We start from the raw sequence: 22,754 nt of genomic DNA, 5'->3' as shown, positions 1-22,754 counted from the left end.
TTATTTTAAGGTATTAACAAATTTAGTAAGCTTTGATTTGTTGTTTGAAGCTTTGTTTTTGTGAATAACGTTCTTTTTAGCTAAACGGTCAAGCATTGAAATTACTTTAACCAAAAGCACACTTGCATCAGCCTTAGTGGTAGTGCCTCTTAATTTTTTGATGGCGTTCCTGGTGGTTTTAGCCTGGTACCTGTTGCGTAAGCGCTTCGCAGCGTTTGAACGGATCCTTTTTAATGATGATTTATGATTTGCCATTGTATAGCTTTGTTATTCTTTTTTCTTTTATTTTAAGGACTGCAAATATAGGATGATTATTTTTAATATCAAATACCTTTTTTGTTTTTTTAGAGATGTTGTAAAGTTGTAAAGTTTTAAGGTTGAAATGTTAGGCTAATAAATAAACTTTCATTCTGTAAATTCTAAAATCCAGCAAATTCTGATTCAGACGAAAAACATTTCATTCATACAACTATATTTGAACATGCGACGCGGCCTAACCATTTTAATTGGATTATCATTAATATTCCTCTTTTCCTCATGGGGCTTTTACGCCCACTATAAAATAGGCCGGCTTGCAGTTTATACTTTGCCAAAGCCAATGTCTGCCTTTTATAAGAGTAACATTGAATACTTAACTGAGCACGCCATTAGCGCGGACAAAAAGCGGTATGTAGATTCTTCCGAAGGAAGACGTCATTACCTGAACGCCGATCATTATGGTAAAGACCCGTTTAAACATATCCCGCATAACTGGTACGATGCGGCTGCAAAATATACCGCCGATACGCTGGATAAATATGGTACCGTACCATGGACCATTCATTATAACTATTACAGGTTGGTTAGGGCATTTAAGGAACATGATACCACGGCCATTTTAAATACTTCTGCAAACTTAGGGCATTACATAGCCGATGCCCACGTACCGCTTCATCTTACCCAAAACTACAACGGGCAACTTACCAATCAAACCGGCATCCATACGCTTTGGGAGAGCAGGCTGCCTGAGCTGTTTAGCGGCAATTATAATTACTACGTTGGCAAGGCCCGGTATATTGAAAATCCATTGACAGAGGCTTTTAAAATATGCCGCAGCTCGTTTAAAAGCGTTGATACCGTATTGCGCTTTGAACGGATGCTTAATAAATCATTTCCCGCTGATAAAAAATATGAGATGGTGCTTCATGGAAAGAAGGAAGTTAAAGATTATTCAGTTGCTTATGCGGCCGCTTATCATAAAATGTTAAAGGGAATGGTTGAGCGCCGGATGCGCGCTGCAATTCTGACTGTAGGCAGCTACTGGTATTCTGCCTGGGTTGATGCAGGGCAGCCAGATTTAAATAAACTTATAGCAATACCCATGGATAATGCCGAACGGGCAAAAATCCAACAAGAAGAGGCTTTGTATAAAAGCGGAAAAGTATTAGTTTTTGCTAAATAACCGTATGAGGAAAAAAATAGCAGCGCTAACTAAGGGTAAGGCATCAGTTTTTAAATGGCGGAGCCATGAACCATCAAGGCTGGAAACCTTTAGCGATGCGGTTTTCGCCTTTGTCATAACGCTTATCATGGTGTCGCTGGAGGTACCGCGAACATTCGATGAACTTTTTGAGGTGTTCAAAGGCTTTTTTAGCTTTGCTTGCTGTTTCGGGATCTTATTTATGATCTGGAACAGCCAGAATATTTATTTCCGCAGGTATGGCTTAAATAACGCCTACGTTACCTTCTTAAATGCGCTGCTGCTGTTTGTGGTATTGATGTATGTCTATCCCCTAAAATTTCTTTTTTCTGCGCTATTTTCAGACGGGCAATATAACGATCATGGTCACACCGGGGTGATGATAACCCAGGAGCAGCAGCCTACGCTTATGTATGTTTATCATTCCGGATATGCGGCAATCTACACGTTGTTCTTTTTTATGTATTTACACGCAAAAAAATCTGCAAGGGAGATAAAGTTATCTCCAGCCGAAGAATTTGAAACGAACACCTATATTATATTGAATCTTTGCAATGCCGGACTTGGAATAGCAGGTATCTTGTTCGTCTTAATTGCACCGGTTGAGTATAAAGGAACATCCGGTTTTATTTACATGTCGATACCATTCCTTTACAGCATCTTGTTTGGATACCGTGGAAGAAAGGCCCGCGAGAAATTTGGTGATATTAAACAGCAGCCTGCTTAGATTTACCGCCTTTAACCGCAGCATAAATAGGCGGAATAATTGAGATCAGGATAATCAAAATTTCTACCACTGCAAAATGCTTCTTGAAAAAATCGAGTGTTCCAAGTTCATAGCCGGCAGCAAGAAACAGGGTGATCCATGCTGCGCCACCAATAATGTTGTATAAGCTGTAACGTACCAGTGGCATCTTGCCAACACCTGCCACAAATGGTGCCACCGTACGGATGATAGGTATAAACCTGCTGAATATTACAGCCTTTCCGCCATGCTTATCAAAAAAAGCCTTGGTTTTAAGGTAATAGTCAAGTTTTAAAATTTTATTCTTTTCCTTGAATACCTTCGGGCCTAAATAATTTCCGAGCAGGTAATTAACTGTATTACCGGTAAAGGCTGCTGCAATTAATATCAGCCCAAGCAGGTAAATACTTAAACCTGTATTGCCGCCGGCTATTAATGCACCTGCCGCAAATAATAACGAGTCGCCGGGTAAAAATGGAGTAACCACAAAGCCTGTTTCAGCAAAAATAATAGCGAATAATATTAAATAGGTTAAGGCATGGTACTGGCTTATTATTGCTGCCAGGTGCTTATCAATGTGTAATATAAAATCAATCAGGCTTTTAACTAGTTCCAATGTTTTAAAGTTTGGGGGTAAAAATAAGGATTTTAGTTGTAAGTGTTGTGGAAAGGTTGTAGAAGTTGTAAGTGTTGTGTAAAGGTTGTAGAAGTTATAAATGTTGTAAATGTTGTAGAGTTGGCAGTGCTAATTTTTCTGCTGCAAATGATTTCAACTTTTACAACCTCTACAACAACTACAACCTTACTCTACCTATTCGTTATTACAGCCGCGTTAAATGCTGCTGAATCAGCACGGTTGGTATAACCCGATGTATATAAAGTGTATAGCCTGCCGTCCTGGATACTTACGCTGGGTAAGGTCTTTAAAATAGTCGACGATCCGGTGGCTGTAATAGTAAAAGTATAACTGCCGTTAGGTACCTCAATGTACGGCGTAAATTTAGGATAAGCTATTTTACTAAAAGCTAAAGAACCGTTTGCATAAACATCAATACCTGCGGTACCTGTTGGCGAGGCGTTAACAAAGCGAACTTTACCACGGCCCACAGCAGGCAATGTAGCTGTATCTACCGTGAAAATTGGTAACAACGTGTTGGTGGCAACATTGCCTGTAATAAAAAGGCTGTATTGCGTATTTCGGGTAAGTGTGTCATGGCGTATAAATACAACATCTCCGCCTACACCGTTAATTATTGGCGTCCGGTAACGATAGGCCGTATCAAGATTAGCTATGGTAAAATATCCCTGGCTGTAAGTATAAGTAAAAGGTGTGCTGTTTGCTATTAAAAAATTAATGTAAAGATTAACCGGTCCAAGATCGGGGCTCAAATTAAAAACCTCATATTTAATATTCAAGCCTGCGGCACTTACAACTGCAGCCTTACCGCATGATGATATTGACCAGGTAAACCATAGTCCTATTATGGATAAAAATAGCCAGCCAGAGATCTTAAAATATTTTTTGCTATTCATATATAGTTATGGATGTTCTTTTAATTTTGATAATTAAGTGTAAACGCTACGTTAAACTTTGTAGCGCCTTTACCATTTTTTAAACCGTGCGAGTATATGGTATAAATTGTATGGTCGGTCATCGTAAATGTGGTGTCTTTAGCCAATGTTTTAGTGCCGGCCAGGTAAACTTTCACATCCTTTACCCCCTTACCGAAGGTGATAAAATTGGATGATTTGAACGTGCCGGTTTGGTATTTAAGTGTATCGCCTACGTAAACGTCCAGGTCGCCAATATCGGGCGATACGTTTACAAACCTGGCTTGGGTGATTTTGTCTACAACTGTACTGGTATCCGGGTTAAAAACGTCTGTGGTTTTAAAAGTCTGATCGACCGACGGACCATAAATATAAAGAGAGTATGTTACGCTATCTCCAAGTTTTTCAGGTACACTGAATAGCACATCCAAGGCGCCATTTTTTTTAAACTGAAAGTTATCTGAACCCGCCGGCACCGCAAGGTAATATGTGGTGGCCCCGCCTGGAAACAGGCTTGAGCCATTGTTTTGACGGGTACCGTTCAGGTAGTAATTGAGCGTATCTGATGAACCATTTATTATTTTATAAAAGGCCGAAACCTGCTTGGGAAAAACATTGTCGTTGTTTTTGCAGGAGGACAAGCCAATTGCAGCAGCCACAAAAAGTAAAATCAGGTAACGCGTGTTCATATAATAATTGCTATTATAACTGCTTATAATAAAATTTGTTATCGGGGCTAATAAAAAAGTCCGGTTTTTACGCCGGACCCGAATTTGGATTTATAATTTAAAATATTCAAGAATAAAATAAATTCAATTAAAGAATGCCGTTCGGCATTAGGCATAGCTGTTTAGCATTACCGGCATTACCAGCATGAGCACGTCTTCGTTTTCATCGCCACCCTGTGGTAACAAGATCCCGGCACGGTTAGGTGTCGACATTTCGAGGGTAACTTCTTCACAGCTTAAATTCTTAAGCATCTCGATCAGGAAACGTGCGTTAAAACCTATCTCCATATCCTCGCCCTCATACTGACAGCTTAAGCGCTCATGTGCCTCGTTTGCAAAGTCAATATCTTCGGATGATATATTCAACTCGCTGCCGTTTATTTTAAGCCTTACCTGGTGGGTAGTTTTGTTGGCGTAAATGGCAACACGGCTCAATGAGCCTAAGAACGACTGGCGATCGATGCTTAATTTGTTAGGGTTGTTTAACGGGATAACCGCTTCGTAATCAGGATAGCGCTCGTCAATTAAACGGCAGACAAGGTTAATGTTGCCGAATTTGAAGAATGCGCTGGTGCTGTTGTATTCAACCGCCACGTTTACGTCGTCACTTGGTAATGATGATTTTAAAAGCGTCAATGCTTTTTTAGGCAATATGAACGATGTTGTGCTTGCAGCCTTTGCATCCTTACGGCGGTAACGCACCAGCTTGTGTGCGTCGGTAGCTACAAATGTAAGATAAGAGGTTGATAACTGGCAGTAAACGCCTGTCATTGCAGGGCGCAGTTCATCATTACTTACCGCAAATATGGTTTTGTTTATCGCTTCGGCTAAAACTGAAGCAGGTAAATTTACAGACGATGCGTTTTCAACAACCGGAATCTTAGGGAAGTCCTCGCCATTTTCGCCGTTCAACTTGTATTTACCGTCGCCGGCGTTTATTTCAATAGCGAAGGTGCTGTCATCAACCGAAAAATTAACAGGTTGCTCAGGCAGTGATTTCAAGGTCTCTAATAAGATCCGTGATGGGATGGCTATGCGGCCATTCTCCTTAGCTTCAACCGGCAATGAGGTGGTCATGCTGGTTTGCAGATCGGTAGCGGAAATAGTTAAGTTTCCATCTTTTATCTCGAACAAAAAGTTTTCAAGGATAGGCAATACTGTGCTATTGCTCAAGGCCCCGCTTACAGCCTGTAGTTGCTTGAGTAATGTTGATGTAGAAACAATAAATCTCATATAGTAGGAATTAATCTATCAAAAGTAAAAAATTTAATGGGCATACTTCCGTCTGCGCATATAATGTTGAAAAATAGCAAACATTACCAACAAACCAAGGGGTAAGGCATTATTTAGTATCTGCCAATACAGTTTTTCGCTGCGGATGCGGGCGCGATTAAGCAACCTGATCTGGATCTCTTTGGTGCGCAAAGTGATTAAGCCGGAATCGTCGGTCATGTAATCGGCAATGTTCAGCAAAAAGTTTTTATTACCAAAGCTGCGGCGCATATAATGGTCATACCCGAGCGGATATGGAGAACCATCAGCACCTACCTGGTTTTTCAGCATATCGCCATCACTCAACACGATCATTTTTGTTGGCTTGCTTTGGGGGATGATCTGTACGTTTTCATTTAAACCTTCAGGTAGCGGCCGGTTTTGGAAATCAGACTGGAATTTGCCTTCTAATAACACAGCAACAGCTTTTGGTGATCCCCGGAAGTCCTTGGGATCGGGCTCCTGTTCAACTGCCTGCAACGATAGTATATGCGGAGCGTTTATTTTTTTGTTAAATGGCGATGTGCTAAGGAGCACTGTTTTAGTAACGTTTTTTATGGCGAGGGTATCAATACTGCTTACAAACTCACTGCGGATATCGAGGTTTTTTACCAGCGGATTTTTTGACGCAGGTATAAAAATAGGATAGTATAACCAGGGCAATAACTGGATCTGTGGCTGCCCGCCAACAGCCCCTGTATTGATCGGGATCTGCGAACAACTCATGTCGGCAATCAGGTCATAGTTGATGCGGACGCCATAGGTAAATAATTGATCGTCCAGGTCCAATTGTTTTGGGAACGACATTTGATCGCCGTGGCCTCTCAGGCTGTCCAGCTCCGCATTTACCTGGTCAATTGCCCAAAGCACGCGGCCACCGCGCATTAAGTATTGATCTATCTTGAACTTCTCAATTTCGCTGAATTTTGAATCTGGTTTTGGAACAACAAGCAGGCTTAATTTAGTCAATACACTTAAGGGGATCGTTTTTAGATCGACCCTGCCCACCTGGTATCCATCTGCCAATGCGCTCATGGCACCATTTAATTGAAGGTCGGTTAATTCATGGTGCCCCTCAGTGAAGCCAATTTTAGGCTTACCGCCACTGCTTGCCTTTTTAATGCCCGATGTAAAAGCATATTCAAGGTTTTGGATAGAATTGTTTAACGCTTCCTCATCAGACGCGCCGATGCGGGTTTGCAACAGGTTAACAGCCAGTTCTCTTCCATCGCACCGTATCAATGCTTCCGGAAATATTAAAGTTTCAGAAACGCCATTATCCGTTTTTACCGTAAGGTTTTGGCCTACAACGCCGCGCACAGCCAGCGAATCATATTCCTGCCTTTGCGCGTCAGGCGAAAAGCTTTTAGTAGCTGCCACGGGATCAATAAAGTTAAATTGTACCTTATCGTGGCTGTAAGCCTGCAAGTCGCTCAGCATGTCCTTTGTTGCGCGTTGCAGGCGCTTCATGCCACCTGGCAGATTATCGCTTTTTAAATAAACTATAACACGTACAGGCTCTTTCAGGCTGTCCATAATGCCCCGGCTTATTGGCGATATGGTGAAACGTTTTTCTTTAGTAAAGTCGAAACGGGTGAAAGTAAGGCTTGATACAATTCCCAAGGCAGCTAAAGTAACCAGGGAGCCAATCAGCACCCCATCCTTTATTGATTTTTGCCTTTGTTTTATCAACACAAAAAGCGTCAAACAAATAAACAAGCCGGCAAGTATGATAAAGTAAATAAGGTCGCGGGTATCCAATACGCCACGACTAACGGATTGGTAATGTTCAGTTATTCCAAGGTTTTGCAGATCGAGACTTTGCAGCGACAGTAATTGGCTGAGGGAATCAAATCCGCTATAGAAAAAGAAGCACAGAAACACCGCTATAGTAAACGCGATGATTTGATTCTTGCTAATTGAGGATGCGAATAAGCCGATACCAACAAAACCTGCTCCCAATAAAAACAAACCGATGTAAGATCCGATTACGCCGCCGGTATCAATATTCCCCTGCGGATTTCCCAATTGGTAAACTGAATAATAGTAAACCAACGTTGGCAGCAATGCAAACAATACTAAAATAAGACAGGCAAAGTATTTACCCAATACAATCTGCCAGTCGGCCAGCGGGCGGGTTAGTAGCAGTTCAAATGTGCCTTCCTTGCGTTCTTCGGCCAGTGACCGCATGGTAATAGCCGGAATCAGGAACATGAACAGGTAGGGCGCGGTGTTAAAAAGGCTATCGAGCCCGGCATAGCCATAATCTAAAACGCTCGATTCGGGGAACACCCATAAAAACAGACCCAACACTAACAAAAACACACCAATGGTAACATAGGCTACCAGGGAACTGAGGTAAGAAGTTATTTCTTTTTTGAGGATACTAAGCACTTTTATGGGTAGTAATGAAAGCCGAAATTACAACAATAATGAACTAAACCAAAACGGCATCAGCGGGATTTATTGTAACCGAAAATGGCTTTTCCCAGTTAATTGTCATAAAGCGTCATTGTTGCTATTAACAATTAATAGTTATTTAGTTTTGATGTTTAAATAACAATTTTTTAATGTACCGGGCTATTATCACTCTCATTCTCCTTTTAAGAATATCTATAGTTTCCGCCCAATCTGAATGGAAGCTGAAAACTGAAAAGGATGGCATTAAGGTTTATGTCAGTACTGTTTCCACCTCTAAATTTAAGGCGGTAAAAGTTGATTGCGAACTGAATACCAACTTGTCGCAATTAATAATGGTTTTGCTTGATGTAAAAAATTGTGTCGAATGGCTTGATCATACCAAATCGTGTACCCTTATCAAGCAGGTCTCCCCGTCAGAGCTTTATTATTATTCTGAGGTAAGTATTCCATGGCCGGTGCAAAACCGCGATTTTGTGGCTCACCTTACCGTTCATCAGAATGCAGATACAAAAGTTGTGACTATGGATGGCCCTTCCGTTAACGGGATGGTTCCGGTAAAGGACGGCATCGTACGGGTTCGGTCGTCAAAAAGCCTTTGGATCCTTACGCCCGCAGGCAACAACAGGGTTAGGGTAGTTTATACTTTGCAGGTTGACCCGGGAGGCAGTGTACCTGCCTGGCTGGTAAATATGCTTGCGGGCGAGAGCCCCCTGAAAAGTTTTCAAAATTTAATAGTGCAGCTTAAAAAGCCGGCCTATCAGCATCCCGAGCTTGGATTTATAAAAAACTGAGTACGGGTGAGTGGTTGATTAAGTTAGATTAAGAGAGTGGTTGATTAAGTTGGATTAAATTGAAATTTCAACTAGTCCCTTAATCAACCACCCACTAATCAACTAATTATGCGTAAACAACGGTAAGCGTAATAGGCACGCTTAGCGCTTTCGATACAATGCAATTAGCTTTTGCGCCTTCTGCAATTTCTTTAAATTTTTCTTCGCTAACACCGTCAATTAAAGATCCTGTTAGGTTTAAGGCAATGCCGGTTATAGCAAGGGCCTGCATATCAAGGTCTAAAATCGCATCGGTAGATAAATCATTTGGTGTAAAACCGGCCTGGCTAAGCGCTGCGCCTACTGCCATAGTGAAGCAACCTGCGTGTGCTGCTGCAATCAGCTCTTCAGGGTTAGTGCCAACTCCGTCCTGGAAACGGGTTTTAAAAGAATACTGGGTGTTGTTTAAAGTGGTGCTTTGGGTAGTGATCTCTCCTTTACCTTCGGTTAAAGTACCATTCCAATGGGCATGTGCTGTACGTTTCATAGTTTTTGTTTTTAATAATTTATTTCAGGTATTGTAAATTGCTGGTTTACCTGGCTGATAAAGGCTAAAACCTCATCATGGCCAAGTTGTGTTTCGGCAGAGGTTAAAAAATGCTTCGGTACTTCCTCAAAAGTAGCTAAAAGCGCTTTGCGGAACTTGGCGATATTCTGATCTGTTTTTATGGATGATTGCTTGTCGGCTTTGGTAAACACCAACACAAATGATAGGCCCTTTTCGCCAAGCCAGTTGCAAAATTCAAGGTCGATCTTTTGCGGCTCAAGCCGGCTGTCTATCAAAACCATTACACATTGCAAACTTTCGCGTTTGTCCAGGTAGGTATGGATGAATTTATTCCAATTGGCTTTTTGGGTTTTTGAGGCACGGGCATAACCATAGCCGGGTAAATCCACAATGTACCAGCTGTCGTTTATTAAAAAATGATTGATGAGCTGGGTTTTACCGGGTGTTTGCGAAGTTTTTGCCAAACCTTTTTTTCCGGCAAGCATATTTATTAAGGATGATTTACCTACGTTTGAACGCCCGATGAAGGCATACTCCGCTTTAACCGGCGGCGGTAGCTTAGACATCTGGGTGTTGCTGCAAATAAATTCTGCTGATTTTACGATCATGGGGCAAAGGTAGGGTTTTAGATTTGAGATGTGAGATTTGAGACGTGAGACAGGAATAAAATATATTTACAGATAGCGATTTTACAATCATCAAACAAAAGAAGAATGATATTTTGCGTAAATTTGATGTTTAAACATGTAATTTAAATGGAAGAATATAAAATACCTGCACAAACCCGCATTGGGCATGTGCACTTAAAAGTAAGCGACCTGCAAAAATCACTTGATTTTTACTGCGGCCTGCTTGGCTTTGATAAAATGCTGATGTATGGCGGGCAAGCCGCGTTTATTTCGGCAGGAGGGTATCATCACCATATTGGTTTAAATACCTGGCACAGCAAAGGCGCATCACCCGCACCTGAATATGCTCCCGGTTTATATCATACCGCAATTTTATATCCCGAAAGAAAAGATCTGGCTGCTATATTACAACGCCTTATCGACGCTAAATATCCAATTACGGGTGCATCAGACCATGGTGTTTCTGAAGCCATCTATTTGGACGACCCAGACGGAAACGGCGTTGAACTATATTGGGACCGCCCGCGTGATAAATGGCCAAAGGATGAAAATGGTGACATGACGATGTTTACACAGAGGTTGGATCTTGAAGGTTTGCTAGCTGAACTGAACTAAGATTTTCTTTGTCATTCTGAGCGAGAGCGAAGAATCTTCAGAAAGCGACTTTCACGGCGGACAAGTATGTTGTAGACCTGTCAGTTGTATATCGTTCCTGCGGAGAAGATTCTTCGCTATGCTCAGAATGACAAAATGTTATAGCTCCTTTATCCAAATATTCTTAAAATAGGCCTTATGCCCGTGATCCTGAAGGGCGATGAAGCCGGTTTTGGCAAGGCCGTAATCCGGGTAATCCTTCCATTTGCCTTTGGTTTTCTTTTTGGTCCAGTCGGCATCCCAGGCCTGGAACGAAAGGATCTTTTTGCCGTTTAACCAATGCTCTACGTGCCCTTTATTGAAAATGATCTTACTGGTGTTCCATTCGCCAACAGGCATTAGCTTCTTTTGGTTGTTGGACAGGTGCATGGCGTAATCGCAGCCGGTTTTTTGCCAGTCCTCCAATTTATCCGGCCAGCCAAGGTCATCAATAATTTGGTACTCCGGCCCGGTTTCGTAGGTGGTGTGATATTTTTGATCTTCAACAACGTGGTACATTACACCGCTGTTGCTGCCCTTTTCTATCTTCCAATCCCACGATAGTTCAAAATTGGTGTACTGCTTGTCAGTAACAATATCGCCTCCGGCAGCGTCAGGGGCAGTGCCGAGGCAAACCAGCGAGCCATCCACAACAGCCCAGCTTTTTACTTCACCGGTCTTGTTAAAATTATGCCAGCCCTTAAGTGTTTTGCCATCAAACAAACTGGTCCATGTTTTTATTTTGGAGGATTTTGCACGGGGCGATTTGCGTGGCGGTTTTGCTGAGACAATTGCCCCCGTTAAAATTATTGCTGTTAATAATATGCTTAGCTTTTTCATTTTAATTATTTTTAGAATTTGTGATTGTATTTATTGAATGGCGGCGAGGTCGTATGCTATACGCCCCTACGGTTTACGAAATATTTGGCGAGGGCGTATGCGATACGCCCCTACAGACCTTTCAGGTTTAACCTTTTTTTATCATTTTCTCCGGATCCCAAAACATAGGCTGATTTTTAAAATAGCTGTCGTTACACAACAGGGCCGGGGCAGCAGCCCGGTAGCCAAAAGTGGCATCCTCGGTTACCTTGCCATTATTGCGGATAGCGGTAAAAAAGTTATTCATATGGTCATAAGGGCCGCCTAAATATCCTTTGTCAGCTTCGTAAGCAATTTCCTCGGGGGGCAACATCCGCTTTCTTTCGGGATTACGATCGCCGCTTTGTCTTAATTTTTCCAGGTAAAAGGGATCGTCAGAAGCAAACACTTTGTTTCTTTTTAATACCACCTTATCCCAGGTAATATCCATTGCGCCTTCGCTTCCTACTAAACGCAGGTAGGTTGTTCCGCTGGTGCCATCAACAAAGTTGCAGCGCAGCGACAGGTTGAATGCAGGGTGAGCAGTATTTTTTGCATAGTCAAATGTTCCCAGCAAAACATCTGGTACTTCGCGTCCATCGTTCCAAAAGCGCAACCCGCCTGAAGCATAAATTTTCTCAGGCCCAAAAGAACCTGTTACAAAATGCAGGCTGCTAAAAAGGTGGACAAATAAATCGCCTGCCATACCTGTACCATAATCTGTATAGTTGCGCCACCTGAAAAAGCGTTTCTCGTCGAACGGACGTTTGTGCGTATTGCTGACATAAGTTTCCCAGTCTACAGTTTGCGGGGATGCGTCGGCAGGAATAGGGTATTGCCAAACCTCCACCGGCCCGCGCCTTGCCCAAAAGCCCTCGGCATAGTTAAGCTGGCCGATAGCGCCGCTTGCCAAAAGCTCTTTTGCCTTTTCATTCCCCAATGATGATACACCCTGGCTACCAACCTGGAAGATCTTTCCGGTTTCCTTTTGAGCCTGTATAATTGCAGGCCCCTCGGTAATGGCGTGTACCATTGGTTTTTCGCAATATACGTGTTTCCCAGCATGCAGGGCATCTACCGAGATCTGTTGGTGCCAGTGATCGGGTGTGCCTATAATAACTGCGTCAATATCCTTGCGGTTCAGAATCTCTTTGTAAATTTTAGTAGTGAAAATATCAGCGCCCCATCGTTTTTTTGAATCAGCCAACCTACCATCGTATAAATCGCAGACGGCAACCAGTTTTACGCCCGGAATTTGCAGGGCTACAATGGTGTCTTCGGTTCCTTGCCCGCCGGCGCCAATCAGGGCAATATTGATCTGGTCGTTGGCGCTAATGCCGGCTTGTCGTTTTAAGTAGGCAAATACTTCGTTCTTTTTGTCTGCCGCAAACACACTTTGTCCTACGGCTACGGCTGCAGTAGCGGTGCCAAGCTTACGGAGGAAATTTCTGCGGGATGGTTCTGGTTTTTCTTTCATAGTACGGGTAACAGGGTTTGCTAAATACTAAATATAATTGGTGTTGATGGACATTAAGGGGAGTAGCGCATCAATAGTGAAAGGTATAACATTAAGGGGGGAATTTAAAATAAGCTTATGTTTCAGTTTGAAATTTAATTTTCACTTGTAAGCTCAACGCCATTTTGTATTGCCGTTATAAGTACGTCAACATTTATATCTTTTAGCGTTTTGAACTTAATGCAATACCCCGTCACGCTCGCCTTGCCTATTTTTTCTCCATAGGTTTGGGCCAGGTATTTCTTGTCCTTGATACCAAGGATATAGACAGAGATTCCTGTGGTGTTTGCACTCATACCAATTTGAAAAAACTCCCTGGTTTTTCCGTCAGCATATTTTATGGTGTAAAATCCATAGCCTATATTAGGATTACTAACAGTTTTATTTTCACTGTCTTTACCATCATCAAACCATAGTTTACACCCTGGTAATGCCTGGAGTATGCGCGTATGCAGCTCTTCCATGTCACTACGTTTTGGTTCAGGCTGGCTGGTGATATAATTTTCAATTTGTTCTGGTATGTTCATATGAAATCTTAGCTGAAGGGTTGCTCAATTGCCTTTTTAAATTTCGCTTTATTTTTAGTTATATACTAATTTCAAACCGGGGCATTATCAAAAAAAAATGTTCGGAGCAGAATTTACAGAATTTTAAAAATAACCCGGTGTTGTGTTATTTATGAATTGACATTTTTAGCCAGATGCATATTTATCCAAAAATGTAAACCCATTGTTTTTTTATAATATCAACATAAATATTTGATTATCAATAAATTATATCAATGTAAACCCAAAACTATGTAAACCATGTAAACCCACTTTTTGGCAGTGAGTAGTTTTTTCCGGACGAGTCATTATATACATCAATCTGCGGTTGAATAGCACCTGTTCTAATAGTGCTTTGGGAATGAGTTTCAGATAACTATTTTCTCCTAAGTCAACCCAATCTAACTTAATCAACTCAATCAACACAAAACCAACCTAATCATTTATCTTTGCTGCCCACTACTAAAAATGAGCAAAACCATAACTCCGTATACCGATCAGCAGGGCACAAAAAAAGAACAGGTTGCAGATATGTTTAACAACATTTCAAAAACCTACGATTTCCTGAATCATTTTATGTCGCTTGGGATTGATATCATCTGGCGCAAAAAAGCCATAAATGAGCTTAAAAAGGATCAGCCTAAATTAATTCTTGATGTTGCCACCGGCACCGGCGATTTCGCCTTTGAGGCACTTAAAATATTAAAGCCTGAAAAAATTATCGGTGTTGACATTTCGAGAGGGATGCTTGATATCGCCGAGCAAAAAATAAGCAAACGCGCCCTGGGAGATAAATTTGAGGTGAAATTGGGTGATTCGGAAAAACTGCCTTTTGATGCGGATGGCTTCGACGCGGTTACCGTCGCCTACGGGGTACGTAACTTTGAAAACCTGGAAATAGGCCTGGCTGATATTCATCGCGTGTTAAAACCAGGCGGGAAGGCTGTGGTACTTGAATTTTCAAAACCAAAGGTATTCCCTATAAAACAACTTTATAACTTCTATTTTAATTATATTACACCCGGAATTGGTAAATTATTTTCAAAGGATGCAAGGGCCTACACTTATCTGCCCGAGTCAGTAGCTGCTTTTCCTGACGGGAAAACATTTACCGCGCTTATGGACAAAGTAGGCTTCAAGCATACCAAACACAGGCCTTTGGCGTTTGGTATTTGTTCAATTTATACGGGGATTAAATGATTAAATACGGCTACCTGACACTGGTTTTATTGTTGCTGAGCACTGGTGATTTACTGGGGCAGGCACGAGTACCAGCCTGGGGTGGTGGTGCCGATTTGAACGATTTGAGCTTTGGTTTTTCCTTTTCGTACGTTAGCAGCTATTATAAAATTGATAAAAAAACCAATTGGCGCGACCCGTTTTTTGACACGGGTACCAATAGATATATAACCGATCCGCTCACGGGTATCAGTTCCGCAAATTCGCCGGGCTTTGCTATTGGCTTTATTACCAGGTACCGGATAACGGACCATTTGGAAACGCGTGTAAACCCGTCGCTGGTCTTTTCGGACAGGTCGCTTAGTTATACTTATGGCGATGCAACTAAGGACGTAACCAAGCAAGTACAGGCAACCACTATTGATTTTCCCTTATCGATAAAACTAAAATCAGACCGGATCCAAGACTTTAGAGCCTATATTTTGGGTGGTTTAAAATATTCATTAGCTATAGGATCAAAAAATCAGGACCCGAACATCGATCCACTGGCCAGGCTGGTTAAAAATGTTGGAGGATTTGGCTCGTACGAGGCCGGTCTTGGCTGCGATATTTATTTCGAGTTCTTTAAACTCTCGCCTGAAATAAAGGTGTCAAACTCATTTGGCGATATGCTAATCCATGACAATCAGCCATACTCAAGCCCAATCAATAAATTAGGATTGCATACGGTAATGTTCAGTTTAATTTTTGAATAAAGCAGGATTGTACCTTTATTAGCAGTTTCATTGCCTGTAAATGACAAGTTATTCCGGTTAAAAAACATAATTTCGCTGCGTTAGTTACCTATATATGGCTAAAATTGCATTAATTACAGGTGCCACCTCCGGAATAGGAGAGGCCTGTGCTCATTTATTCGCACGCGAAAAGTATAACCTGATATTAACCGGCCGAAGGGTCGATCGTTTGGAGAAGCTGGCAAAAAAGCTGAATACCAAATATAATGTTGAAGTTGCCGTCTCACAATTTGATGTGCGAAACAGGGAAGAAGTAACAGAAAATTTAGAAGCGCTGCCGGCCAAATGGAAAAAGGTAAACGTGCTGATAAACAACGCCGGGCTTAGCCAGGGGCTGGACCCCATACAAAATGGTAACCTTGATGATTGGGACACCATGATTGACACCAATGTAAAGGGTTTGCTTTATGTTAGTAAAATTGTGGCAAACTGGATGATCAGCAACAAAGCGGGCCATATAATAAACATAGGATCAATTGCCGGAAAGGAAGTATATCCAAACGGTAACGTATATTGCGCAAGCAAGCACGCAGTTGATGCCTTAAATAAGGGAATGCGGCTTGACCTGGTGTCGCACGGTATAAAGGTTTCGGCCATACATCCGGGTGCAGTCGAGACAGAATTTTCTGAGGTGCGGTTTAAGGGCGATAAGGAGCGGGCGAAAAAAGTTTACGATGGCTTTGATCCTTTGGTAGCCGATGATATAGCCGAAACGATATGGTTCGTTGTATCCCGCCCGGCACACGTTAATATAAATGATATGGTTGTAATGCCAACTGCACAGGCAAATGCAGTTACGATCTTTAGGGGGTAGGTGGAGATTAGAGGCTAGAGATCAGAAAAAACCTTATAAGTTAAATAAATTCGAAATCGAACATCTGAAATTCGAAATAAATCAATAATTCACTAAATCAGTAATTCACCAATTATAACATGTCACTCATCAATCAAATAGACCAGGATATTAAACAAGCTATGCTGGCTAAACAGGCAGACCGGTTAAGGGGCCTGCGGGCGATAAAATCGGCCCTGTTATTAGCACGTACCGAAAAAGGTGCTGCTGAAGACCTAACTCCCGAAGCCGAGATCAAGGTGTTGCAAAAGCTGGTTAAACAGCGCAAAGAATCGGCCGAGATTTATAAAACACAGAATAGGGAAGATCTTTACCAGATAGAAATTGATGAGATGAAGGTTATTGAACCGTATTTGCCTACACAGATGACGCGTTTTGAAATTGAAGGTTACCTGCAGGAAGTTATAAGCCGTGTGGGTGCAACATCTGTTAGTGATATGGGTAAGGTGATGGGTATTGCCAACAAAGAGCTGGCAGGCCAGGCAGATGGCAGAACGATAAGTGAAGTGGTGAAGCAACTTTTAGGTTGATTAAGTTGATTAAGTGAGTGGTTGATTAGGTTGAACTTAATCTAACTTAATCAACTCAATCCAACCCAATCAACTAATTAATTTTATTAAAACTTGCATCTAACAAGCAATAAGCTATTTTTATAGCAGAAATATTTGACGTTACAGCCGGCAATTTTTATAGTCGGCCATTAGGAATTTAAACTTTACAAATTTTATGAGTTTCGTGCTTAAAGAGGAACAAGATTTTAGTTATATCGATGAGGGCGAAGGCGAGGTTTTATTGCTGCTGCATGGGTTAATGGGCGCTTTAAGCAACTGGGAGGATGTAATAAAGGAATTTAGCGGGCAGTACCGGGTAATTATCCCCATACTGCCGATATATGATTTACCGCTATTAACCACAGGGGTAAAAAGTATGGCCAAATATGTACACAAGTTTGTAAAGTTTAAAAAGCTTACAGATATTACGTTGCTTGGTAATTCGTTGGGGGGGCATGTTGGCTTGATATACGTATTGTCGCACCAAAGCCTTGTTAAGGCACTAGTGCTAACCGGGAGTTCCGGTTTGTATGAAAATGCCTTCGGAGGATCATTCCCGAGGCGCGAAAGTTATGATTTTGTTAAGGAAAAGGTAGAATATACATTTTATGACCCTGCAACGGCAACCAAAGAACTGATTGATGACGTATATGCTACTATAAACGACAGGCATAAGGTGATCAGGATCCTGGCGATGGCAAAATCTGCCATTCGGCATAATATGAATAAGGACCTGCACAAGATAAAGATCCCTGTGTCGTTAATATGGGGTAGGGATGATAAGATTACCCCGCCCGAGGTTGCAATTGAGTTTAATCAATTGCTGCCCGACTCAGAACTGCATTGGATAGATAAATGCGGGCACGCGCCGATGATGGAGCAGCCGCAGGAGTTTAATAAATATTTAAAGGTGTTTTTAGATAAGATAAAATCCAAATAAAAAATGCTTGCAATTGAACTGATAGCTGATGCCATTTTACCGGTGCACACCTCTGACCCAATTCAGAAGGCGGTTGATCGCATGGTAGAGTTCCGCATCCGTCATTTACCAATTGTAAACGAAGAACAATTTTTGGGTCTGCTGTCAGAAAACGACTTTGCAGGCGAAAGCGATCTGCAGACACCTGTAGGCGCCCTGGCGCTTTCACTAGTTAATCCTTATGTGCTGGAAGATCAGCATATTTATGACGTTATCCGCCTGTTCTATGAACGGCAGCTTACAGTGGTTCCGGTGCTTGATGCTGCGAAAAACTATTCGGGCCTCATAACAATTAATGCACTTACTGAATATTTTGCCGGGCTTACCTCTGTTGAACAACCAGGCGCGATAATTGTACTGGAGATTAGTAATAAAAACAATTCATTGGCTCACATGTCGCAGATTGTAGAGTCGGATAATGCACAGATCCTTAGCTCATACGTACGTACTTTTCCTGATTCCACCCGTATGGAAGTTACACTTAAAGTGAACAAGCAGGACATATCAACCATTGTAGCTACCTTCCTGAGATACGAATACGATATAAAAGCTACCTTTAACCATAGCGATGAGAATGATAATTCGAGGGATAGATATAACTCATTGATGAATTATTTGAATTTGTAATTAGTTCATGGTTCGTAGATCATGGTTCATGGTAAAAAAGGGAATAGTTGTTAGTATATTATAAAAAGTATAATGGCATTTCGATTTGAGGATTTACAAGTATGGCAGAAAGCCATGGATTTAAATGAACAAATCAATCAGCTAACAAAAACCTTTCCCAAAGACGAATTATTCATTTTAACTTCTCAAATGAAAAGAGCCGCTGATTCAGTGATATTAAATATAGCTGAAGGATCGACAGGGCAAAGTAAAGCTGTTTTCAAAGTTTTTTTAGGCTATTCATTAAGGTCAGCTATCGAAGTAGTGAGTTGTTTATTTATCGCAAAAAGACGGGATTATATAAGTAACGAACTTTTTAACGACCTTTACAGCGAATATGAAGTTTTAGTGAAAATGATAACAGCACTAAAAAACTCTTTTTAATTAAAATCTGTATTTGCCTATGAACCACAAGCTATTAACTATAAGCTGCAACTTCTTTCCGGCCATGAACCATGAACCATCAACTATGAACTAAATGAAAATAGCAGTTTACGGCAGGCAATTTAATGATCCGGTAGTTATCCCCTATATCCAGCAGGTATTTGATAATTTGGTGCAGCACGGTGTTGAGATCTATGTTCATCCGCAATTGTATGGTTTTCTACAGGAGAATATTAAGACAGACAAGTATACGGTTCTCGAAAATACAGACAATTTAAAAGGCTTTATCGACCTGTTTCTGACGCTTGGTGGCGATGGTACTTTGTTGGATATGGTGGCTGTTATTAATGATTCAGGAATCCCCGTTATCGGCATAAATTTTGGCCGACTGGGATTTTTGGCCAGCATCAACAAAAATGATATCGATGCTGCAATTTATGCAGTGGTAAATAAGCAGTTTAGCCTCGATAGCCGCGAACTGCTGTGTATTGACTCGGAACAGGACATTTTCGGTAAGGATAATTTTGCGCTGAATGATATCACCATTCATAAACGTGATGATGCGGCGATGATTACTACCCACGTTTTTTTGAATAAGGAATTTTTGAATTCGTACTGGGGGGATGGTATCATTATATCTACGTCAACGGGCTCAACCGCCTATTCATTAAGCTGCGGAGGGCCAATTATTTTCCCGGAATCAAACAGTATTGTTTTAACGCCGAATGCTCCGCATAATTTAAATGTAAGGCCAATAGTATTGCCTGACAGCAGCGTACTTGCTTTTGACGTGGAATGCAGGAGCAATAATTATTTAATATCTTGCGACTCAAGGACTGCAATAATTGATAAAACGATGCGCTTCGAAGTTAGCAAAGCCGGATTCAGTTTAAATTTGATCCGCCTGAATAATGAAAGCTACTTATCAACGTTAAGAAACAAGCTGTTGTGGGGACTAGATGTGCGTAACTACTAAATTTACCGGATGCCCAAATTTGTACTAATTATATTTTTGATCGCTTTATCGGTTACTTTAAAGGCACAAACCTGGGAGATCGGTACTTCAGCCGGTGGCTCGGGTTATATGGGTGATTTGAATCCGAACAACCCGGTAAAGATAAGCGGCTACGCATTGGGCGGCTTTATAAAACGAAATTTTAACGGGTATCTTTCAATTAGGGGAAGTTTAACGCTTGGGAAAATAAGTGCTGCCGACAGCAATTCCAGCAGCGCGCAGTTTCGTGAAAGAAACCTGAGCTTTACCACCACATTACAGGAACTGAGTTTGACCGGGGAATTTAATTTTATGCACTATATCCCCGAGGCAGGCAGAAACAAGTTTACGCCTTTTATTTTTTTAGGAGCGGCCGCAGCCAGTTATTTTCCATACGCAACCTATAAAGGTAAAAACTACAGCCTGCGTGGAGCCCGGACAGAAGGCGAAAAAACCAATTATTCAACTACCACAATCTCACCTATATATGGGGCGGGCGTTAAATATAATATAGCGGGTAAGTTTACGCTTGGTGCTGAAATGGGTTACCGTAATACCAATACAGATTACCTTGATGACGTTAGCGGAAACTATGTAGATAAAGGAAATGCTCCAACAGTTTCAAAGGCATTAGCCGATCGTTCCGGCGAAAAAACAGGTATATACATAGGTACTCCGGGTACACAAAGGGGTGACCTTAGGCCACACGATACTTATTTCTTTACCCAGATTACCCTATCCTATACTTTTGTTACGCAAAAGTGTTACTTCCAATAAGGACTAAGATTTATAGGAGTTAAATGATTTAAGGATAAAAATACATCGTTTTATCTTTAGCGCCCGTCGCTACATAATTTCCTTCTTGCAAGTCTTTTATCTTAAAATCCATCCATCTTAAAAATCTTAGTTTTAAATGCATCATTGTTGCAATAATATTTAACCGGCATCGTTAAATGATAAATCAACAGCATCTGTTTGTTGTTGCTAACCAATTATTTAACCTTAATCTTTAACATCATGGCCGAGTTGAATCAATCCACCGGAAAATCAGGAGGCAGAAACTTGAAGCGAATGCCCGTTCGCGTTGACCTTACCGCAATGGTTGATCTTGCATTTTTGCTGATCACCTTTTTTATGCTGACCACGTCGTTGCAAAAACCGCGAAAAATGGAAGTTAATATGCCTGCAGACGCACCACCGCAGCCGTATGCTGAGAACACGACGATGAGTATCTGCATTGGTGCCAAAAACAAACTGGTCTATTACCTGGGTATGCCGGAAAAACCATTAACCCAACCGAAGCTTATTAGTGATGGCAAAGATATTCGCACTGCAATAGTTGACATGACTAACCAGGTGTTTAAAAAAACAGGAAAGGCGATGGCGCTGATAATTAAACCGGCTGAACATTCTGTCTACGAAAATTTGGTTAATGTATTGGATGAAGCAAATCTCAATAAAGTTACCTCATACTCTATTGGCAAAATTACCGCCAGTGACATAGCCTTTTTAAAAGAAAAGGGAGTTTATTAGGAGTCCGGAAGTCGGAAAAGTCCGGAAGTCCGAAAGATGGAGAATATTACCCAAGTCCGAAAGCTATAACTGCTTTGGGGCTTTTTTATTTGTGATTATACTGAATTCTCTTCCGGACTTCCGGACTTTTCTGACTTTCGGACTAATAACTTTTCTTTTCCAGCCTCATAATAAAAAAACTACAATTAAGTTTTTACCTTTGTCCCCTGAAAAAAACAGCATAAGTTGTTAAAAGTGGGGCTAAAACAAGCTAATTTGATAGTAACAGGTTAGCATGAAGCTGGCATTATAAAGTGTTTTTTTATAGAAATGCTTTTTTTAAGGCCATATTATGGCTTTTAATAAACTAAATATAATGGGATATAAGGATCAGATTGATTTGTTAAGATTGCCGGAGCACATAGCCATTATTATGGATGGCAATGGTCGCTGGGCAAAAGAAAAAGGCAAACTTCGGATCTTCGGGCATCATAATGGTGTGCTTTCAGTGAGGGATGTGGTTGAGGGTGCTACGCTGCTTAATTTAAAATATCTTACGCTTTATACATTCTCATCTGAAAATTGGAACAGGCCAAAACTTGAAGTAATGGCCATTATGGAGCTAATGGTAAGTACCATTCATAAGGAAATAAGAAACTTTATGGAGAAAAATGTCCGGTTGGCTACCATCGGCGATTTAAATATGCTCCCTGAAAGGGCGTATCGCGAGTTAACTAACGCTATGGAGCAAACCAGCGGTAATACCGGCCTGGTGTTAACACTTGCTTTAAGTTATAGTTCCCGCCGTGAAATTGTGCAGGCTGCTAAGAACATAGCGATTAAGGTGCAAAAAGGAGAGATGGATGTTGATGATATTAACGAGGAAACGTTTGAAAACAACCTGTATACCAATGGTATGCCGAATCCGGAACTACTGATCAGAACCAGCGGCGAACATCGCATAAGTAATTACCTGCTGTGGCAAATTGCATATGCCGAACTGTACTTCACAAACAAATTATGGCCCGATTTCCGGAAGGAAGATCTGTACGAAGCTATACTTGATTACCAGAAACGCGAACGCCGTTTTGGTATGACAAGCGAGCAGGTCAACTAAATTTTTAACTTTAACACTTTTTAACAACTG

At 41.3% G+C, this 22,754-nt stretch carries 26 protein-coding genes; 15 read left to right on the top strand and 11 right to left on the bottom strand.

The window, feature by feature from the left end; all coding sequences use genetic code 11:
- Positions 1-255, bottom strand: a complete 255-nt coding sequence (gene rpsT, locus KXD93_RS11385) for a 30S ribosomal protein S20 (RefSeq protein WP_258137220.1) — start codon at positions 253-255, stop codon at positions 1-3.
- Between the two features lie 226 nt (positions 256-481).
- On the opposite strand from rpsT, the gene KXD93_RS11380 reads away from it, so the two are divergent.
- Both KXD93_RS11380 and KXD93_RS11375 read left to right on the top strand, forming a co-directional pair.
- Entirely contained in the window at positions 482-1,441 is a 960-nt protein-coding gene (locus KXD93_RS11380; RefSeq protein WP_258137219.1) for a zinc dependent phospholipase C family protein, read from the top strand.
- A gap of 4 nt (positions 1,442-1,445) precedes the next feature.
- A complete protein-coding gene (locus KXD93_RS11375) occupies positions 1,446-2,186 on the top strand; it encodes a TMEM175 family protein (RefSeq protein WP_258137218.1) in 741 nt (246 codons plus the stop codon).
- On the opposite strand, the gene KXD93_RS11370 is transcribed toward KXD93_RS11375, so the two are convergent.
- The 5 genes from KXD93_RS11370 to gldG form a co-directional block, all read right to left on the bottom strand.
- Positions 2,167-2,820: a VTT domain-containing protein gene (locus tag KXD93_RS11370; RefSeq protein WP_258137217.1), complete on the bottom strand. Its 654-nt coding sequence runs from the start codon at positions 2,818-2,820 to the stop codon at positions 2,167-2,169. The genes KXD93_RS11375 and KXD93_RS11370 overlap by 20 nt on opposite strands.
- 191 nt (positions 2,821-3,011) lie before the next feature.
- Positions 3,012-3,737, bottom strand: a complete 726-nt coding sequence (locus KXD93_RS11365) for a DUF4397 domain-containing protein (RefSeq protein ID WP_258137216.1) — start codon at positions 3,735-3,737, stop codon at positions 3,012-3,014.
- A gap of 20 nt (positions 3,738-3,757) precedes the next feature.
- A complete protein-coding gene (locus KXD93_RS11360) occupies positions 3,758-4,444 on the bottom strand; it encodes a DUF4397 domain-containing protein (protein WP_258137215.1) in 687 nt (228 codons plus the stop codon).
- A 147-nt stretch (positions 4,445-4,591) separates the two neighbouring features.
- Positions 4,592-5,716, bottom strand: coding sequence for a DNA polymerase III subunit beta (gene dnaN / locus KXD93_RS11355; protein WP_258137214.1), 1,125 nt, complete (start codon positions 5,714-5,716; stop codon positions 4,592-4,594).
- 33 nt (positions 5,717-5,749) lie between these two features.
- On the bottom strand, positions 5,750-8,149 hold the full coding sequence (gene gldG, locus KXD93_RS11350) for a gliding motility-associated ABC transporter substrate-binding protein GldG (protein ID WP_258137213.1): 2,400 nt from the start codon (positions 8,147-8,149) through the stop codon (positions 5,750-5,752).
- A gap of 176 nt (positions 8,150-8,325) precedes the next feature.
- On the opposite strand from gldG, the gene KXD93_RS11345 reads away from it, so the two are divergent.
- Entirely contained in the window at positions 8,326-8,967 is a 642-nt protein-coding gene (locus tag KXD93_RS11345) for an START domain-containing protein (protein WP_258137212.1), read from the top strand.
- A 106-nt stretch (positions 8,968-9,073) separates the two neighbouring features.
- On the opposite strand, the gene KXD93_RS11340 is transcribed toward KXD93_RS11345, so the two are convergent.
- Together KXD93_RS11340 and yihA are read right to left on the bottom strand one after the other, a co-directional pair.
- The gene (locus tag KXD93_RS11340; protein ID WP_258137211.1) at positions 9,074-9,493 is read right to left on the bottom strand and encodes an OsmC family protein; all 420 of its coding nucleotides are present in this window, start codon (positions 9,491-9,493) and stop codon (positions 9,074-9,076) included.
- 11 nt (positions 9,494-9,504) lie between these two features.
- Positions 9,505-10,122, bottom strand: a complete 618-nt coding sequence (gene yihA, locus KXD93_RS11335; RefSeq protein WP_258137210.1) for a ribosome biogenesis GTP-binding protein YihA/YsxC — start codon at positions 10,120-10,122, stop codon at positions 9,505-9,507.
- A gap of 147 nt (positions 10,123-10,269) precedes the next feature.
- Here yihA and KXD93_RS11330 point away from each other — a divergent pair, with 147 nt between their 5' ends.
- Complete coding sequence (locus KXD93_RS11330; protein WP_258137209.1) at positions 10,270-10,758, top strand: VOC family protein; 489 nt, start codon at positions 10,270-10,272, stop codon at positions 10,756-10,758.
- Positions 10,759-10,896: 138 nt separating this feature from the next.
- Here KXD93_RS11330 and KXD93_RS11325 read toward each other — a convergent pair whose 3' ends face one another.
- The 3 genes from KXD93_RS11325 to KXD93_RS11315 all read right to left on the bottom strand — a co-directional run bounded on the left by KXD93_RS11325 (position 10,897) and on the right by KXD93_RS11315 (position 13,677).
- On the bottom strand, positions 10,897-11,616 hold the full coding sequence (locus KXD93_RS11325) for a 3-keto-disaccharide hydrolase (RefSeq protein ID WP_258137208.1): 720 nt from the start codon (positions 11,614-11,616) through the stop codon (positions 10,897-10,899).
- 127 nt (positions 11,617-11,743) lie between these two features.
- On the bottom strand, positions 11,744-13,111 hold the full coding sequence (locus tag KXD93_RS11320) for a Gfo/Idh/MocA family protein (RefSeq protein ID WP_258137207.1): 1,368 nt from the start codon (positions 13,109-13,111) through the stop codon (positions 11,744-11,746).
- Positions 13,112-13,245: 134 nt separating this feature from the next.
- Complete coding sequence (locus KXD93_RS11315; protein ID WP_258137206.1) at positions 13,246-13,677, bottom strand: DUF1801 domain-containing protein; 432 nt, start codon at positions 13,675-13,677, stop codon at positions 13,246-13,248.
- 486 nt (positions 13,678-14,163) lie between these two features.
- Here KXD93_RS11315 and ubiE point away from each other — a divergent pair, with 486 nt between their 5' ends.
- The 11 genes from ubiE (at position 14,164) to uppS (ending at position 22,724) form a co-directional block, all read left to right on the top strand.
- Positions 14,164-14,895 (top strand): bifunctional demethylmenaquinone methyltransferase/2-methoxy-6-polyprenyl-1,4-benzoquinol methylase UbiE, encoded by a 732-nt coding sequence (ubiE, locus tag KXD93_RS11310; protein WP_258137205.1) that lies wholly within the window; start codon positions 14,164-14,166, stop codon positions 14,893-14,895.
- Entirely contained in the window at positions 14,892-15,629 is a 738-nt protein-coding gene (gene porT, locus KXD93_RS11305; protein ID WP_258137204.1) for a type IX secretion/gliding motility protein PorT/SprT, read from the top strand. The genes ubiE and porT overlap by 4 nt, the downstream gene beginning before the upstream one ends.
- A 94-nt stretch (positions 15,630-15,723) precedes the next feature.
- Complete coding sequence (locus KXD93_RS11300; RefSeq protein WP_258137203.1) at positions 15,724-16,482, top strand: SDR family oxidoreductase; 759 nt, start codon at positions 15,724-15,726, stop codon at positions 16,480-16,482.
- A gap of 119 nt (positions 16,483-16,601) precedes the next feature.
- On the top strand, positions 16,602-17,051 hold the full coding sequence (locus KXD93_RS11295; protein WP_258137202.1) for a GatB/YqeY domain-containing protein: 450 nt from the start codon (positions 16,602-16,604) through the stop codon (positions 17,049-17,051).
- A gap of 196 nt (positions 17,052-17,247) precedes the next feature.
- The gene (locus KXD93_RS11290; protein WP_258137201.1) at positions 17,248-18,012 is read left to right on the top strand and encodes an alpha/beta fold hydrolase; all 765 of its coding nucleotides are present in this window, start codon (positions 17,248-17,250) and stop codon (positions 18,010-18,012) included.
- A 3-nt stretch (positions 18,013-18,015) separates the two neighbouring features.
- Positions 18,016-18,678 carry a CBS domain-containing protein gene (locus KXD93_RS11285; RefSeq protein ID WP_258137200.1) on the top strand — a complete coding sequence of 221 codons (663 nt, stop codon included), beginning with the start codon at positions 18,016-18,018 and terminating at the stop codon, positions 18,676-18,678.
- Positions 18,679-18,750: 72 nt separating this feature from the next.
- A complete protein-coding gene (locus tag KXD93_RS11280) occupies positions 18,751-19,101 on the top strand; it encodes a four helix bundle protein (protein ID WP_258137199.1) in 351 nt (116 codons plus the stop codon).
- 94 nt (positions 19,102-19,195) lie between these two features.
- Complete coding sequence (locus KXD93_RS11275) at positions 19,196-20,077, top strand: NAD kinase (RefSeq protein ID WP_258137198.1); 882 nt, start codon at positions 19,196-19,198, stop codon at positions 20,075-20,077.
- Between the two features lie 9 nt (positions 20,078-20,086).
- Complete coding sequence (gene porG, locus KXD93_RS11270) at positions 20,087-20,872, top strand: type IX secretion system protein PorG (protein ID WP_258137197.1); 786 nt, start codon at positions 20,087-20,089, stop codon at positions 20,870-20,872.
- 240 nt (positions 20,873-21,112) lie between these two features.
- Positions 21,113-21,628: an ExbD/TolR family protein gene (locus KXD93_RS11265; protein WP_258137196.1), complete on the top strand. Its 516-nt coding sequence runs from the start codon at positions 21,113-21,115 to the stop codon at positions 21,626-21,628.
- Between the two features lie 355 nt (positions 21,629-21,983).
- Positions 21,984-22,724 (top strand): undecaprenyl pyrophosphate synthase, encoded by a 741-nt coding sequence (gene uppS / locus KXD93_RS11260; RefSeq protein WP_258137195.1) that lies wholly within the window; start codon positions 21,984-21,986, stop codon positions 22,722-22,724.
- Positions 22,725-22,754 lie beyond the last annotated feature (30 nt).

Origin of the sequence: Mucilaginibacter phenanthrenivorans (assembly GCF_024721155.1) — a bacterium.
Taxonomy (GTDB): Bacteria; Bacteroidota; Bacteroidia; order Sphingobacteriales; family Sphingobacteriaceae; genus Mucilaginibacter; species Mucilaginibacter phenanthrenivorans.
The sequence above is the reverse complement of the archived record's forward strand: the minus strand, read 5'-3'. Positions and strand labels throughout refer to the sequence as shown.